Annotated in this window: 8 protein-coding genes, 1 tRNA gene and 1 other annotated feature; of the genes, 7 read left to right on the forward strand and 2 right to left on the reverse strand. The window is 27.2% G+C overall.

The annotated features are described in order from the left end of the window. Window positions 1-39 precede the first annotated feature (39 nt). The 5 genes from R5Z65_RS04355 to pheT all read left to right on the forward strand — a co-directional run bounded on the left by R5Z65_RS04355 (window position 40) and on the right by pheT (window position 6,804). Window positions 40-112 (forward strand) — tRNA-Arg (locus R5Z65_RS04355). 206 nt (window positions 113-318) lie between these two features. Continuing rightward, entirely contained in the window at window positions 319-1,653 is a 1,335-nt protein-coding gene (nox, locus tag R5Z65_RS04360) for a H2O-forming NADH oxidase (protein ID WP_317367291.1), read from the forward strand. A 260-nt stretch (window positions 1,654-1,913) separates the two neighbouring features. Next, window positions 1,914-2,867 carry a TDT family transporter gene (locus tag R5Z65_RS04365; protein WP_317367292.1) on the forward strand — a complete coding sequence of 318 codons (954 nt, stop codon included), beginning with the start codon at window positions 1,914-1,916 and terminating at the stop codon, window positions 2,865-2,867. A gap of 144 nt (window positions 2,868-3,011) precedes the next feature. Next, window positions 3,012-3,236, forward strand: a binding site (T-box leader). Between the two features lie 130 nt (window positions 3,237-3,366). Then, window positions 3,367-4,392 (forward strand): phenylalanine--tRNA ligase subunit alpha, encoded by a 1,026-nt coding sequence (locus R5Z65_RS04370; protein ID WP_317367293.1) that lies wholly within the window; start codon window positions 3,367-3,369, stop codon window positions 4,390-4,392. Between the two features lie 18 nt (window positions 4,393-4,410). Further along, the gene (gene pheT, locus R5Z65_RS04375) at window positions 4,411-6,804 is read left to right on the forward strand and encodes a phenylalanine--tRNA ligase subunit beta (protein ID WP_317367294.1); all 2,394 of its coding nucleotides are present in this window, start codon (window positions 4,411-4,413) and stop codon (window positions 6,802-6,804) included. A gap of 144 nt (window positions 6,805-6,948) precedes the next feature. On the opposite strand, the gene R5Z65_RS04380 is transcribed toward pheT, so the two are convergent. After that, window positions 6,949-8,043 carry an anaerobic sulfatase maturase gene (locus R5Z65_RS04380; protein WP_317367295.1) on the reverse strand — a complete coding sequence of 365 codons (1,095 nt, stop codon included), beginning with the start codon at window positions 8,041-8,043 and terminating at the stop codon, window positions 6,949-6,951. Window positions 8,044-8,053: 10 nt separating this feature from the next. Then, window positions 8,054-8,821 (reverse strand): DUF1189 family protein, encoded by a 768-nt coding sequence (locus R5Z65_RS04385; RefSeq protein WP_317367296.1) that lies wholly within the window; start codon window positions 8,819-8,821, stop codon window positions 8,054-8,056. 233 nt (window positions 8,822-9,054) lie between these two features. Between R5Z65_RS04385 and R5Z65_RS04390 the strand changes: the two genes are divergently transcribed. Beyond that, complete coding sequence (locus R5Z65_RS04390) at window positions 9,055-13,944, forward strand: fibronectin type III domain-containing protein (protein ID WP_317367297.1); 4,890 nt, start codon at window positions 9,055-9,057, stop codon at window positions 13,942-13,944. A 12-nt stretch (window positions 13,945-13,956) separates the two neighbouring features. Continuing rightward, on the forward strand, window positions 13,957-18,225 hold the full coding sequence (locus R5Z65_RS04395; protein ID WP_317367298.1) for a hypothetical protein: 4,269 nt from the start codon (window positions 13,957-13,959) through the stop codon (window positions 18,223-18,225). Window positions 18,226-18,459: the final 234 nt, after the last annotated feature.

Raw genomic sequence — 18,459 nt, forward strand, 5'->3', positions numbered from 1 at the left:
TTGACTAAAAAATATTAATAATATAAAATATATACATATGTACTCTTAGCTTAAAAGGATAGAGCTTTTGGCTCCGGACCAAAGGGTATGGGTTCGATTCCCATAGAGTGCATTTTAATAAATAAATGTTAGATGTTTATATTAAATAAATGGAAAAAATTATCCTAAATATATAATGTATATATTGACAAAAAATTACTGATAATAATTATTAAAAATTGTTAAAATTTATTTAATAATGGTTATTGTATAATTACTTGTAATATAGTATAATATTGTCATATATGTACAAAATAATTGTTTTTGGAGGAAATTATTATGGAAAAAATAGTTGTAGTTGGTGCTAACCACGCTGGAACAGCTTGTATAAATACAATACTTGATAACTATAAAGATAAAGAGGTAGTAGTATTTGATGCTAACAACAACATAAGCTTTTTAGGTTGTGGTATGGCTCTTTGGATTGGTAAACAAATAGCTGGTGCAGAAGGATTATTCTATTCTAATAAAGAAATATTAACTGGAAAAGGCGCTAAAATCTATATGGAAACAAAAGTTGACTGTATAGATTATGATAACAAAAAAATATGTGCAACAGATAAAGATGGTAATAAAATAGAAGAAACTTACGATAAAGTTATTTTAGCTACTGGTTCTTTACCTATTACACCAAGAATTGAAGGTATGGAGCTTGAAAATGTACAATTTGTTAAATTATACCAAAATGCTGCTGAAGTTATAGAAAAATTAAAAGATGATAGCATCAAACACGTTACTGTTGTTGGTGCTGGTTACATTGGTGTTGAACTTGCAGAGGCGTTTAAAAGAAATGGTAGAGAAATCACAATGATAGATTGTGCAGACACTTGTCTTTCTGGATACTATGACAGAGATTTTACTGAAATGATGACAGAAAACTTAAAACAAAACGGTGTGCAAGTTGTATTTAACGAAATGGTTAGTAAAATTGTAGGTAACGGTAAAGTAGAAGCTATTGTTACAGACAAAAATGAATATAAAACAGATATGGTTGTTCTTTGTATTGGGTTTAGACCAAACAATGAACTTGGTAAAGATTCTTTAGAATTATTTAGAAACGGTGCATACATTGTTAACAAAAGACAAGAAACTAGCATAAAAGATGTATATGCAATAGGTGATTGTGCTACTGTATACGACAACTCTATCAAAGATACAAACTATATAGCACTTGCTACAAATGCAGTACGTTCTGGTGTTGTAGCAGCTCATAATGCTTGTGGTACAGACATTCAAAGTATTGGTGTACAAGGTTCTAATGGTATAAGCATTTGGGGACTTAATATGGTATCTACTGGTCTTACTTTAGAAAAAGCTAAAGCTAATGGATACGATGCTATTACAACAGAATTTGAAGATTTACAAAAACCAGCATTTATTGAACATAAAAATGAAAAAGTAAAATTAAGAATTGTTTATGATAAAAATACAAGAGTTATTTTAGGTGCTCAAATGGCTTCTAGAGAAGATATTTCTATGGGTATCCATATGTTCTCTTTAGCTATCCAAGAAGGAGTTACTATTGATAAATTAAAATTATTAGATATTTTCTTCTTACCACACTTCAACCAACCTTATAACTATATAACTATGGCTGCTTTAACAGCTAAATAAAAAATTTTATTTAAAAATAAACTAGTAGTATAAAAATATTACTAGTTTATTTTTTTGTATTATAAAATAATTATAAAAATATAATAAATTTATAATTTTGTAGATAATATTATAAAAGATTTTAGTAATAAATAAATAAAATTATTAAAAAAACAAAATATAAGTTTTTACTTATAATACGAGTTGTAACTTTAAAATAAACTATTTAAAAGATAAAATATAGATATAATATTTGTTAAATGATGCTTAATAGAAAGGATTTGATTAAAATTAAAACTATACTTCAAAAGACAAAACATATACCTTTACCTATTGTGCCTTGTATGTTAGGTGCTTGTACTTTATCTAATATATACAATGGTTTAGGCTTTAGTTTTATAAGGCACTTAAATACATTTTTTGCTATAATAGTAGTAGTATCTTATATAGTAAAAATTATATTACACCCAAGTGTTGTAAAAGAAGAATATAAAAATCCAGTTACTTGTAGTTTGTATCCTGGTATATGTATGGTAGCAATGGTTATAGGGGCATACTTTTATGATTATTTTAATACTTTTGGTAAAATAATATGGGTAATTGCTATTATTTTTCATTCTATTCATATTTTTGTATTTACTTATTTACATTTTATAAAATCTCGTGATATAAATACATTTTTACCAACGTGGTTTGTTACTTATAACGGTATAATGGTTAGTAGTGTAGTGGGTGCTAGTATGAATGCAGATAAATTTTTAACATTTATTGTTTATTATGGAATATGTATTTATTTTTTAATACTACCTTTTATGATTTGGCGTCTTCTAAAGTTTGAAATAAAAGATACAATGCAACACGGGACAGCTATACTTTTAGGTCCTTGTAGTCTTTGCATAGTATCTTATATTAACATAATAAAAAATCCTAATATGATTTTAGTTTGGGTTTTATATATTTGTGTATTGTTATCTCTAGTTTATGTTTTAGTTATGTTGCCTAAGTTTTTTTCTTATGCTTTTACACCTGCTTTTGCAGGGCTTACTTTCCCAATGGCAATAGGTACGGTGGCTACACAAAAAATGATAGGATATTTAAATAGTACAGGGTATGAAAATATAGCTAATATATTTAAACAACTAGAGGGTATACAAATATATGTTACTACTGCAATTATTGGCTTTGTACTTTTTAATTTTGCTAGACTTTTAAGACTACATTTTGAAAAAATATAATTTTTATGTAGTGTAATTTGTAAAACTAAAAATTTATAAATATAATGTTAAATATAGCCTATGCTTTACACTTTAGAATAATATTATTTATGTAATAATAAAATGCTTGACAACATTTACTAATATGTTATAATTATTTATATTTTAAATACTATGAAAGCGAAAGTATATATTATGGTTCTTTTAGAGAGAAGATGCCTTGGCTGTAAGCATCTTTAAGATAAAGTAATATAGAAGTTCACGCTGGAGTATATCTTTTGAACGGTTTTTCTTATTAGGGAGATACGGCTAAGGCACGTTAAGTCTAAGAGTGTGCAAATATTTTTGCAAATTTGGGTGGTACCGCGGAAAAAAGCTTTCGTCCCTTTTGGGACGGGAGCTTTTTTATGATTAAGGTATTATTTATATTTTAAGCTAAAATTATATACTTGTTTATGTATTAATTTTTGCTAATTGTGTATTTAAAAATTGATTTTAAAATTTTGAAAGGAGTAAAAAAATGAAAGAAAAATTATCACAAATTAAAGAAGTAACAATAGAAAAACTTAATAAAACAAGTGATTTAAAATTATTAGAAGAAATAAGGGTAGAAATACTTGGTAAAAAAGGCGAGCTTACAAATATATTAAAAGGTATGGGCTCTTTATCTTCAGAGGAGCGACCTATAATAGGGCAGCTTGCTAATGATGTAAGAACATCTATTGAAGAAAAGATAGATAATATTAAAAAATCTTTATTAGCTAAACAGCAAGAAATTAAACTAAAGGCTGAAAAAATTGATGTTACAATGCCAGCAAAAACTAAAAAAATAGGTAATAAGCACCCTATGACAAAGGTTATAGATGACATTAAAAATATATTTATAGGTATGGGATATGAAATAGCAGAAGGTCCAGAGGTAGAAACAGCTTATTATAATTTTGAGGCTTTAAATATACCTAAAAATCACCCTGCAAGAGATGAACAAGATACTTTTTATGTAAATGGTATTGGAGATTTTGTTCTTAGAACACAAACATCGCCTGTACAAGTTCGTGCTATGGAAAGCAAAGATATGCCTATAAAAATAATTGCTCCAGGTAGAGTTTATCGTTCAGATGAGGTAGATGCTACACATTCTCCTGTTTTTCATCAATTAGAGGGGCTTGTTATAGATAAAAATATAACAATGGGAGATTTAAAAGGTGCTTTAACTGTATTTGCAAAAGAGCTTTTAGGAGAAGATACAAAAGTAAGATTTAGGCCACATCATTTTCCATTTACAGAGCCTAGTGCAGAAATGGACGCATCTTGTTTTGCTTGTGGAGGTTCTGGTTGTAGAGTATGTAAAAACAGTGGTTGGATAGAGCTTTTAGGCTGTGGTATGGTACACCCTAAGGTGCTTGAAATGGCAGGGATAGACCCTAAAGAATACAGTGGCTTTGCCTTTGGTATGGGGCTTGAAAGGGTAACTATGCAAAAATATGCAATTACAGATTTAAGGTTACTTTTTGAAAATGATATTAAATTTTTAGAGCAGTTTTAATATAGGAGGGATATAAAAATGAATTTGCCAATGTCTTGGATTAAAGATTATGTTGATATAGATTGTGATGTAAACACATTTTGTGATGAAATGACTTTATCTGGTTCTAAAGTAGAAAGTGTAGAAAATAAAGGTAAAGATATAACAAAAGTTGTTGTAGCTAAAGTTTTAGAAATAGAAAAACACCCAGATGCAGATAAGCTAGTGGTTGTAAAAGCAGATATAGGGCAAGGTGAACCAATACAAATAGTAACAGGTGCTACAAACCTTTTTGTAGGAGCATATGTACCAGCAGCTTTAGATGGTGCTACACTTTCACAGGGGTTAAAAATTAAGAAAAGCAAGCTAAGAGGGGTAGAATCTAACGGTATGTTTTGTTCTGTTGAGGAGCTAGGGTATACAAGAAACGATTATCCAGAAGCACCAGAGCACGGTATATATATATTTGATAAGGAATATCCTCTTGGTAGCTGTGTTAAAGAAATTTTACAAATAGAAGAAGATGTTGTAGAGTTTGAGATTACATCTAATAGGCCAGATTGTTTTAGTATAACAGGGCTTGCAAGAGAGGCAGCAGCAACATTTAGAAAACCTTTTAATATGCCTAAAATAGAGGTTGTAGAAGAAGAAAAATCTATGGATAATATGATAGATGTAGAAATTAAAAATTATGATATTTGCCATAGATATACTTGTCGTATTATAGAAGATGTAAAAATAGAGCCATCTCCACAATGGCTTAGACATAGACTTACATCAGCAGGTATACGCCCAATAAACAATATAGTAGATATAACAAATTATGTTATGCTTGAGCTTGGCCAACCTATGCACGCATACAATTATGATAAGATAGAAGGTAAAAAACTTATAGTTAGAGATGCTAATAAAGGGGAAAAACTTGTTACATTAGATGGAGTAGAAAGAGAGTTTGATGAAAGCGTGCTTGTTATACAAGATGAAAACAAGGTAATAGACCTTGCAGGTATAATAGGTGGAGAAAACTCTATGGTTACAGAAGATACTAAAACTATACTTTTAGAATCTGCTAATTTTAACGGAACTCATATAAGACTTACTGCTAAAAAGTTAGGACTTAGAACAGATGCATCTAGTAAATATGAAAAAGGGTTAGACCCTAATTTATCAATATTAGCGTTAGATAGAGCTTGCCAGTTGATAAATATGCTAAAATGTGGAAAAGTTTTAAAAGGATATTTAGATTTTTATCCAGAAAAAAGAGAAAGCTGGACTGTACCTTATAATAGCGATAGAATAAATAAACTTTTAGGAACAAATCTTTCTGAAAAAGAGATTATAGATATACTTGCTTTAGTTGAGATAGAGGCAGATGGAAAAACTGCTAAAATACCTACTTTTAGACCAGATTTAGAAACAGAGGCAGATATTGCAGAAGAAGTTGCAAGATTTTATGGATATAACAACATACAGGCAACTTTATCAACAGGTACACCAACAGTAGGCAAAAAGACTTACAAACAATCTATAATAGAAAAAATAACAAATACTATGGTTTCTTGTGGACTTAGAGAGGCTTTAACTTATTCTTTTGAAAGCCCTAAAGTTTTTGAAAAACTTAATATAGATAAAGACAGTTATCTTAGAAAAACTGTTTCTATATCAAATCCACTTGGCGAAGATTTTAGCATAATGAGAACTTCAACTTTAAATGGTATGCTTACATCTATATCTACAAACTATAATAGAAGAAATAAAGAGGCACATTTATTTGAAATAGGTAAAATATATTTACCAAAAGAGCTTCCACTTAAAGAATTACCAAAAGAGAGAGAAGTTTTGACTATTGCTATGTATGGAAATGTAGATTTTTATGATGCAAAAGGTATATTTGAAAATGTTTTTAATGAGTTAGGTATGGTAGAAAAGGTGGAATATAACCCATTAGAAACTTTAACGTATATGCACCCAGGAAGAACGGCTATTATAACAGATGAAAAAAATGAAGAGATAGGCTATGTAGGAGAGATACACCCACAAATAGCATCTAATTATGATATAGAAACTAAAGTTTACTTTGGAGTTTTATATATAGATAAGCTAATAGAACTTGCAAATTTTGATATAAATTATAAGCCTTTACCAAAATTCCCAACTATGCAAAGAGATATTGCTATGCTTGTTAAAGATGAGATAAATGTAAAAGAGATAGAAAAAATAATAAAAGCTAAAGGTGGTAAACTTTTAGAAAGTGTTAACCTATTTGATGTTTATAAAGGTGAGCAAATAGAAAAAGGTTATAAATCGGTAGCTTATAGCATTTTATTTAGGTCTAACGAAAAAACTTTAACAGATGAAGAAGTTAATTCTCCTATGAAAAAAATATTAAAAGAGTTAGAAGAAAAATTGCAAGCACAGCTTAGAGATAAATAATATTTATGTATACAACTTGAAATTAATATAATTTTATATATAAATATGGGAAAGTTTTATACTTAAATATTGTAAATTATGTAGATATTATTGTAATATAAAAATAAGATATGATAAAATCATATCTTATTTTTATATACTTATTTATAATTTTAAAAACCTATCTATTGTATAATCAAAAAATTTTTTATAAGCATCACAATAGTAGTTTATAGATAAATTTCCATTTAAAGAAATATCTCTATTACGTCTACACCCACCACGACATAAGTTTATCCATTTACATTTTTTACAAGCTTCTTCTACTTTTAATGAGGTTTCTATAAATTTTATACTTTCTATATTTTTATATATTTGTATAAAATCATCAGTTATAATATTTCCTATTTTATATTTGTCTAAAACATAAAAATCACAAGGATAAACGCTACCATCTGCCTCAACCACATTTTGTATGTTACAACTACCAGACATATCACAGGCTTCTGGAGGATAGCCTTTTAGCATACCTACAATATTTTCAAAATATCTATTGTATACAAAATTATTACTTGTTATATCTTTATACCATAAATCGAATAAATTACATAAAAAGTTTCCGTAAAGTTTTGGTGTTAAGGAGTAATCTTTAAGTTTAATATCATCTATATTATTTAAACAAGGTATGTATTGTTGGTATATTATGTCATTTTCTTTATAAAAATTATAAATTTTATTAATATTTTTAGCTACTTGTGATGTTATAACAGTTAAAACATTAAATTCTACATTATATTTTTTTAGAAGATTTATTCTATTTAATACAATATCGTATGTACCAATATCTTCTTTTGTTGTTCTATTGGTATCATTAGTTTCTTTTATACCATCTAAAGATATACCTACTAAAAAATTATTTTCATATAGAAATTTTGCCCATTCTTCATTTAAAAAATATCCATTTGTTTGGATATAATAAGATATTTTTAAATTTTTAGTATTATATTTTTTTACATACTCTACAAGTTTTTTATAAAAATTCAATCCTATTAGTGTAGGCTCTCCACCTTGAAACATAAAATTACAATGTGAAGATGAAAAAGAAAGAGCTTTTTTTACTAGTGTTTCTAGTGTGTTTAATGACATAAAACCATATGAAGATACTTCTCTTTTTTTTGAAATATCTTCATAAAAACAATATTTACATTTAAAATTACAATTACTAGAAGACGGCTTTATTAATAGATTTATAGGGTACATTTTTATCACCTTAATAAGTATTTATTTGTGTTGTTTTAATGTTTTCTTGTATAGATTTAAATATAAAATGTAAACACAGTAATATAAAGCCTATATATATAAAAATAGGCATAGGCATTAATATTAATTTTAAAATAAAAGGTAGAGTGTTAACATATACAGTAAGTTTAAATATTTCCAAAAAGCTAGACTTTAAATTGTAAAATCTTGCAATAGGACTAATAAATAAGGCAGATATAATAAGCCTAAATATATCTGATATTATAAAAGATATTATAAAAAATATAAAAGTTATACCTATTGAAATATAAATAAAAAGTTTTAAATTTGCTAAATCAGATTTTTCTGATATATTAAAAATTTTTATCATATCACTAATTTTTATATTTATATTTAAATGAGAAGATATAATATGTGTAGGTGTTACTTTTAATATAATATTATCTACATATTTTTTATCTTCATTTGTTATATAGTTGTTTTTTTCATTTGGGTCAAAAATAAAGGTAACGTCTAAAGGGGTATCCACCTTAGAGTATTCATCAAAAACTAATTTGTTATCTTTTGTTGTAAAATCAGGTATATAGTTTTTTACAAAATTATCAAATCCTTTAGATTCTGTATAAGATGTTATAAAAGGAAAAGAAGTGTATGTAAAATTTGATAAAAATATAAAAAATAGAGCATAAAAAATAACTTTTGCAAGGTTTGTTTTTAAAAGCTCAGGGTATTTATCAAATCGTAATATGGCGTATTTTACTTGTTTTAAAATATACATTTTTTCACCTCAAGATTATAAATTAAACTTAATTATACCATATTTAATATTTTAAATCAACTTTTTATATTTATACATTTTATTTAATTAGTAAAATATTTTAGTATTTTAACAAAATATACAAATATAAATTTTATAAAAACTATTTTATTTTTCATATTTTTACGATATAATATATGTAATGTCTAAAAATAACTAAAAATTAATAAATATATACTTAGGAGGGTAAATAAATGACAAAAATAATGGCAAAATTTTTGCTTGTTGTTATGGTATTAAATGCTACCTTAGCAAATTTTACATTTAGTGTTTTTGCTGCTAATAAGGCAAATTCTAGAGTAGATAATGAAAAGTTTAGTTGGTATAAAGAAAATACCTTAGATAATGAGCTAAATATGACAACTGGTAAATTAGATGAAATTCTTTTAGAATGGGATATGGGAAAAAATGGTACATACAAGTTAGAATTTCCTATTGCTGATGGGCAAGAAATATCATTTGAGGTAGATAAAAAAGGTAATGATGAAGCAGAAGTTTCTTATAAAGTTAATGGAAAAAATGATATAAATAATAAAAATTCATTAAAAATACACAAAACTAATGTAGGATATGTAGAGGCTAATAGTAGTGTTCTTAATTCTAATATCGTATTTAAGGAGGTTTTTAATGCTAGCGGAAAACCTAAATCTGTTGATTTTATATTAAAATCTAAAGGTGCTGGTGTTGCCTTTCAATACCAAGGGTATGAAGTAAAATTTATATGGACAGAAGATAATAAAATGAGATTTGTTACAAATCAGGCAACTTTAGGTAATATATATCCTTTTAAATTGGCTACTCCTGATAATACTAGTATTACTAAAAATATATTTTTAGGTATTAGTGGTACAAAAATAACACCTTTTGCTAATGCAAATGATAATAATAATGCAGAAGGTAAAAATGTAATAGACCAAACAAAAAGACCTATTACAGAATATCCAGGTGATGATGAGCTAGGTATGAAAATAGAGTTTGATTCACCAAAAGAATGGAATATTGCTAATAATAAAAAGTTTGAACATCTAAAGAATGGAAATACAACCAATAAAGATATTTCTGTTAGGTTTGACTTTGTATTTGAAGATAAAGGTTTTAAACTTTATATACCTAATATATATGCTGCTAACAAAGATGGTATAACTATTGATAATACCAAGCCTATGGATACTCATAAAATTAAAGTAGTGAGCTATACATATGACACCGCTACTGGTAAATGTAGTTTAGTTTTAAAAAATAATAAACAAGGTACCGATAATAAGCTAAAACCTTTAGAGCCTAGCATTATATATGATAAGGTATCTGTAGAGGCAGCAAGGCAAAATGGTAAGAGCGAATCATTTGAATTTAAAAATGTTATATTACCTTTAGGGGCAGCATATACACATTTAAAATATAAAGTTATAGCTAAAGGGCCATCAAGCTTTTATATAGAAATACAACCTTTTAAAAATAGAAATGGGTTTTATACTGTTTTTGATGGTACAAATGATAATAATTTAACTAAGGCTTTTACATATGAAGAAAAAAATAAGGGAGAAAGTACAATATCAATCCCTATAGATTTGAACATAGCAAATGCAAATGATAAGTATTTTAGGATAGATTTTACTTTTTATCCACCTGATAATGATAAAAAACAAATAACTTTAAAATCTCAAGTTTTACATTATCAAGCATTTGAACAAGATATACGTATTGGTGTTCCTAAAAATTTAGAAATACTAAATTCTAGTATAATTAAAGATGATAATGGAAAAGAAAATTTATTTTTAACTTTAAAATGGGATATAGCATCTAAGGAAACTTTAGATTATTTATTAAAAAATTATGATGATGCTAATAAATTAAAAATAACATATGATTTTTATAAAGGTGAAAAACCAGATGGTATAGATACCAAAAAGGGATTTATAGGTGTAGATTTAACATTTAATGAGAAAAATGATTTAACAAAGATATCACATCAATTATCTGACAAGTATAAAAATAAAAATTTAGAACTTCTTAATGCAAAAACAGTAATAAATCCAAGAGATTCTATAGTTAGTGCAGAGGCAAAATTTAAAATACCTGTTGCAGATAAAAATAATAATACAAATCAGACTGATGCAATTTTGTTTTATCCTAATACATATTTTATAGCAACTGAAGGTACTTATAAAATAACTTTTAAAAATGTAAAACCGCCTAAAGAAGAAACATTTAAAACAGGTGTATCTTTACCTACAAATCTTACTTTAGATGGTGTAGAGATGATTCCAGTACCAGAACCACAAAATTTAAAAGTTTTAAAAGAAACTATAACTAAACATAATTTCTCTATTCAATATGATACATTAAAATATGAAAACGAAGGAGATTTACTGTATAAATATAATGAAATTATGTTAAAAACCATAGATAGAATGCTTACAAAAAATTCTATAAGTTATGATTTTTATATTACACAAGATAAAGATTTATTTGATGAACTTTTAAAGCTAAAAAAAGATGAGGAAATACCAGATAGTATAAAATCTAAAATAGAAGACTTAAATGTAACAGGACCTATGACCGCTGATGGATTAGATGTTGATTTTAAAACTGATAATAAAATAAATACTTTAAGGACAAAAGGTATTGTTAAAATAAGCGGTATAAACCAAGATATAAACCTACCTAACCAAAAAATAAATTTTAAAGGGTTAGATGAGAACGAAACATATTATGTTATAGGTAAAACTATTATTACGCCTTATAAAAAAGAGAATGGTGTAGATACTCCATTAGATAAGAGTAAAGATTATTCTAAATTTTCAAATATAGTTACAGCTACTACAATAAATCCACAAAATCCATCTGAAAATGAAAAAGTGCCACCAGCACCTACTAGATTTGAAGCAAAAGATGTAACATTAAATTCTGTAAATTTAGTTTGGGATAGAGTAAAAGACAATTTACCAGAAGCACAGCAGGCTAAATCTAGGTTAGAATACCAGTTTATTAAAACAAAAGGAGAACAATTACCAGATTCTTTCTTAAAATCTAAGTATAGTTTTGAAAAAACTTGGGAAAGTGAATATTTAAAAGATGTAAAAAATAAAGATGGGTTAAAAACAGACCAAAAAAAATTGTATGAATTTGACAAAGAAGCTAAACAATTTTCTAAAGAAGAAGCACCTAAAGAAAGGTATGAATACGTTAGTTGGGAGGGTACAGAAGGTAATATAAAAGATAAAACTCTAGTGCCTAATCAAATATATTTTTACTATATAAGAACTGTTAGAATAGATGAAACAAATAATGAAGTTTATTCTATTTGGGTGCCACTTACGTTTACAACACAAAATACAAAAGGGCCTACTAACCTTAGGGTAGAGCCTAAAGCAGAATTTAACAGAAAAAGTGAAGTTGTTATAAGCTTTGATATACCAAAAATGGAACCAAGTCTTATTGGTACAGAGTATGATTTACAGTATTCTTTAAGAGAAGATTTAGGAGATTGGAGCGAAGATGTAACAATGCCTAAAGATAAACTTTTATTTAAAGATAATGATGACGGCAAGACTACAAAAATAATATATAAAATAACAGGCCTAAAATCTGGTACTATGTATACTATAAGAGTTAGAATGGTTAATAAGCCTTTAAATGCACCATCTATTTATTCTAATGAGGTGGAGCACAGAACAGATTCTGATAATAATGACAATGATTACGACCAAAATGTAAACAATTGGGAAACTAATTTTAAAGACTTAATTGAAGAAATAAAAAATCAATCATACTGGTTTGGGAAAGATACAAGCTCTAACACATTAGTGTATTATAGACCACAATATTTTGATAAAATAATATCATCTAGTAACAATAGCATTATAGAACTTGCAAATGGTAAAGGGGGTAGCTATAAAGAGTACTACTTACCTGCCAGTGCAGTTATATTAGCTTTTGAACAAAATAAAGGCTTTAAAATATCACACAACGGTGCAGATGTAATCTTTAGTGCAAAAACTATAAACCCTTATGATAATGATGTTATAAAAGAAATTGCCACAGAAATTAGCTCTAAAGATAGTGATATAAAGGACTATTTTGTTAAAATATCTGTCGATTTTAAAAATGTTAAGTATGTAGTAAATGGCTCCGATAGTATGGGACCTTCTGCTTTAATTCAAGTAAGCGTAATAGGTACTAAAAAACCTATAATAGATTATGACCAACAAATGCTAAATTACATAAATGAACTTTTGCAAACAAAAGAGTTTTCTAAAGAAGTTAAAAATAAAATAGGAAAGCTTATTAAAGATAAAACAGATAACAAAATAATGGTTCAAGAGATTGGAAAAATAGTAGATAGTTTTAAAGTAAAATTTGGTGAAAAATTAACTAAAGAGATAAACTATTTATCAAGAAAAACATTACCTATACAATATTTAACAGGAGATATTATTTTTACCTATACATTGCCACTTGATATAGCCATTGGCGGATATAAAAAATCTCAAGGTGGTTGGGTAAGTGTAGACGTTAGAGATTATTTAGGTAAAAAGGCTATTCATACTAAAGAAACAGGAGAATATATATTTGCTGGTAGAAAAATTGTTATAAATGGAACAGGAAATTTACCTAATGGAGATAAAATTAATACTATTGTTGTTAAATATGGATTAGATGACTTTTTAGGTAAAGATGGAAATATTAACCTAAGAGCTCCTATGACAAGAAGAGCTATTATAGGCTCTTTATCAAGAGTTGCAGGTGCTAGCAAAACACAAGACCCTACACAATTCTTTAAAACAAAAGGTATTATTTTAACTACTAGAAATATGGATAGCAATATTACATCAGAAGAAGCCGTTTATCTTACAATGAAAGTGTATGAAATGAGAAGTGGTAAAAAGATAGAAAGTATAAAAATTAGAAATTATAATTTAACTAGTAACATAAAAAATATAAATAAAAATTACAAAAAATCTATACAAGTAGCATTTGAAACAGGAATTTATAATAATCCAAATATGAATGCAAGAGGTACTATTACAGTACAAGAGTTTTTACAAAGTCTTGTTAATATGTCTACTATGATAGGTATTTAGGAGGTTTACTCTATGAGAGCTAATCTAATAAAAAGATATATTAGCTTTTTAATGAGTGTTGTTATGCTTATTGGCGTTATGCCTTTAAGCATAATGGCATCACCACAGAAAAATGTTAATATAACAAATATAGTGTCGGAGGATAATAAAGTTGCTCCTGCATATTCTTTTAAAATAGACTGGACTAACCCAGCTAATTGGGAATTGGGAACGGGTGAAAATCCACCTACAAAGGCTAAAATAAAAAGAACAAATGTTTCTTTAAATGATAGTAGTATACATAAAGCAGAAGAAGCAGATGTAGATAAAAAAACGGTTACTGTAAACGAAGACAAACTTGAATATGGTAGTATATATGAATATGAAATATTACCGTATCATACTCACAAGAAAGATGATGGTACTACGCAAAATATTTACCCACCATATACACCAGAAGGTTCTGCTCTTTTTATGACAGATATAAGAGTAAATGCAAAAGGGTATGTGTATGACAGTAAAAAAGGGGCTTTAGAGGTTACATTTGATAATCCTACTTATAAAGGGAAAGATGTTTTTACTGGATACAATATTTATTATCAAGACGGTTCTAACCCTACACAGTTTAACAATAATGTACAAGTGGATATTAAAAGTCCTGAACTAATAAGAAGTAAAGACCCAAATACAGGTGTAGATAGGATTACATACACAATAGTAAGTGAAAAAATTACACCATCTACTATTTATTCTGTTAAAGTAGAGCCTATATATAATGGACAAGAAATAAGAACATCAACAATACCAAGAGTAATGATAGATAATAAATCTAGAATAATTGGTTTTAATAAAAAGAATAAGTACATAGTAAATAATGCGTATGTTTCAATACCTTTGTATATATACCAAGATGGAAAAGACCATCTTTTGTTAGAATGGATAGGTGTAGAAAATTTAATATCAAAACCTGGTGTAAAAATTAATAAAATAGAGATTTTATCTGGACCTACAAAAGACCAAATAAATAATGTTTTAGGGACAATATATGGAGATTCGGCTAAAAATATAAATTACTTAAGGATATCAAAACCGTCTACTCTTACCTATTATAAAATTAAAGTTTGTCTAGTAAACGATAAAAACACAGACAATACTTGTGACACTGTAGTAGAATCAGATGTAAATTGGTATGACCCATCTATAGTAAATGTTACACCAAATAAACCTGTTATTTATCCAGAATACATTTTGGAAAATAATTCTCCTATTATAGATTTATATTGGGATACATTTACAAGACCTGCTTATAATGAAGAAGAAAAGCCTTTAGAAGATGAAACTGGTTTTTTTGTAGATACTAATGTTGTATATGATGTATGGGTAACTGATAATTTGAAAAATTTAGACAAAGTATCTTTACCTAAAATTATGGATAGAGTTTCTGCAAAAGAACTAGAAATAACTACAATACCAAATGTTAAGAATAAAGTTTTTCATAATAAAATAACAGAGTATGTAACAACTTCTATTGACGGTAGCTTTATTAAAAAACCGATAGATGAAAATAAGGTTTACTACATAAAGATAATTGCAAGAAAGCCTATATCGGAAGAAAGCGATTTATCTTCTATGCCTGCTATTAGTCAAATATATGTTCCACCTATGGGAGATATATCAACTCCAAAATCATTATCTAAGCCACCTTTAAGGGTTAAAAAAGATGAAAATGGTAATGATGTAATAACTAAAAATGAAATTACTATACAATGGAACACAAAATGGCTAGAAGTATATGACGTAGATACAGAAACTTGGTATTCTAGTGCAGCTATTAATAAAGATGGAAAACTTGTATATGGCAAGGATATAAAAGATACAGATAAGATAATAGAGTTTTATGATAAGGAAACAATAGAAGATGCAAAAAAAGCTTTTTCAGATGCAGGTGCTAGTGTAGATAGTTTATTATTTAGAACTATGGATTTACATTCTAAAAATATAGAATATGAAATGATAGTTTTACCTTTTGATGAGATAGAACAAAGCGGTGGATATGAAAAATATATAGAAAACTTATTACAATCTAATAGTGATTTATGGAAAAAAATAGGGCCTACATTTACAGAAGAAAAATATGCAGAATATTTAATAAGTAATTTAAAAGAAAATACAATGTATGCTATTTTATTAAGACCTTATAGAATACTTACAGATGGTAGAAAAGATGCTTATCCTACATATATTTTGGCTACAACATTACCAGAAGATACTGAAATAGAAATAACGCCTGTTATACCTAGATTATATGAAGTGGGTAAAACAGATATATCTATAGAGGTAGAATGGGAAAAAACTTCTAATAAGGTAGTTTATGAGCTAGCAGTAGACGAAATAATGAAAGATGACCCTTCACAAGCTAGTAAAATTATTAGTAGTGAAGATATAAAAAACGGGTCAATACCTTATAATAAAGAAGATGGTAGGGAGTTTTTAAAATATAATATAAAACCACTCTTTCCAGACACAGGGTATTATATTTGGATTAGGGCTATTGTAGAGGGGACAGATAAAGCATCAGATTGGTCAACACCTATCTATGTAAAAACTAATCCTATATCAAAACCACAACCACCAAGTGGATTTGGCTTAGCATCAGAAAAAAGCGTTGCTACATACAATGCTAGTAATAAAAAGGAATATAAACCTATTACAGATAAATATTTAATTTTGGAATGGCTTAGAGACCCAGAAGATTATCTAGAAGACCCAAAAGCAGAGAATAAAGATACAGCAGAGCCTTTGCTAGACCCTAATATTAAAAAGACGTATATGGTAAAATTTAATGAGCTTATTGCAAATAGATACTATTATACAAGAGCTAAAACTAAAGTATATGTATCTAAAGGACAAGAAGGAGAAATAGAAAAACTTTATAGCTATATAGTAGAAATATCTATCAATAGTGATTTTAAAGATTCTATACAAATAGAAATACCAACTATAGAGCCTAAAGGTGATAGAGTTTTAACAGCAGAATCTGACTGGACAGACACTTATAAATATAGAACTAGCTTTTCTACAGACGGTACAGGAGATTATGACGGTAATATAATAGACGATTTATATCCATTACCTACGGAAGATTTTGAAATAGTATATGACCATATTACAAAAACATTAACTTATAGGCTTCGTTCTAACAAAACAGATTTAAATGGAAACGCAGATAACCTAGTAGACCAAAGATTTATAACTAAACTTATAAATAATAAAGTGTTTGACTATAACATAGACCTTACAAAGCATAAAGGGTATGAGATAAAAAATAGAAGAGTAGAGCTACCTTATTCTATAATATCGGCATTTGACCAAAGGAAAATATCCTTTAGTATAACAACTGGTGGAACAAGATTTAAGCTAAACCCAGCATTTTTAAATACTTCTGAGGTGAAAAAAGTTGGTAAATTAAGTACTAATGCAATGGTTACAATAGATATTATGCAAAATCCAGATAATTTACCAGTTTTAAACCATAACCAAATATATGCAACAACACCAGAATATATAAAAATTGGACTTAGTAACAACGGAGTGTATACACCACTTACATTTACAGGGTCTAATATGGACATAATGTTAAAGCTTAAAAATAGAAGCCTAACATTAGATACTAGCGTTGGTGCATATAGAAATATTAATAACAATGTTTGGGAAAGAATAGTATCTTCGTATAGTATCCAAACAGGTATACATACGGTTAAGACTAATAGATTGGGGAAATATACAACTATCTCTAATGGGGTAAATCAAACGAATATAAATGCTAATAATGATTTAAGCCTTATGACAAGTATTAATAGTAAAATAGTATTTACAGATTTAAATAATTTAAATATGAAAAGTCCTATATCTGTTGTACAGTTTAATAATATTGTTGCAGGTATAGCTAGTGATAAAAGAGAAATATCTATAAATGGTGGCTTATCAGATAAAGATTATCAATCATTACAACGCTCAGGTATGTTATTACAAGGTTCTGTTGTAGGGAGAGAAGCAGGTATTAATAGCTTAGTAAAACTTTATGAGATGAAGACAAAGGCTAAATATGAAGCTATAAGCAATATTAATACAACACCTTATAAAGATATAAAAAATGCTAATAAAGTATATCAGGCAAACCTTATAAAAGCAGGTGATATAGGATTTTATAAAGATAGTAAAAATGCTAACCCTAAAAATGTAATGACTATAGAAGAAATGTTTTATATGGTAGATATTATATTAGCAGATAGTGGATATTAAATAATAATTTAATATATAATAAAAAAGTAACCTATTTTAATGGGTTACTTTTTTATTATATCAATTAAGATATGACTTATATTTTTAGAGTAAAAATTATATACGGTTTTTTGTATTAATTTTTAAGAATAAAAATATATAGGAATATATGTTTTTGAATCAGAGTATGAAAAAAATTGATTATATCAATTAAGATATGACTTATATTTTTAGAGTAAAAATTATATACGGTTT

The organism is uncultured Tyzzerella sp., assembly GCF_963558545.1.
GTDB lineage: Bacteria > Bacillota > Clostridia > Lachnospirales > CAG-274 > Tyzzerella.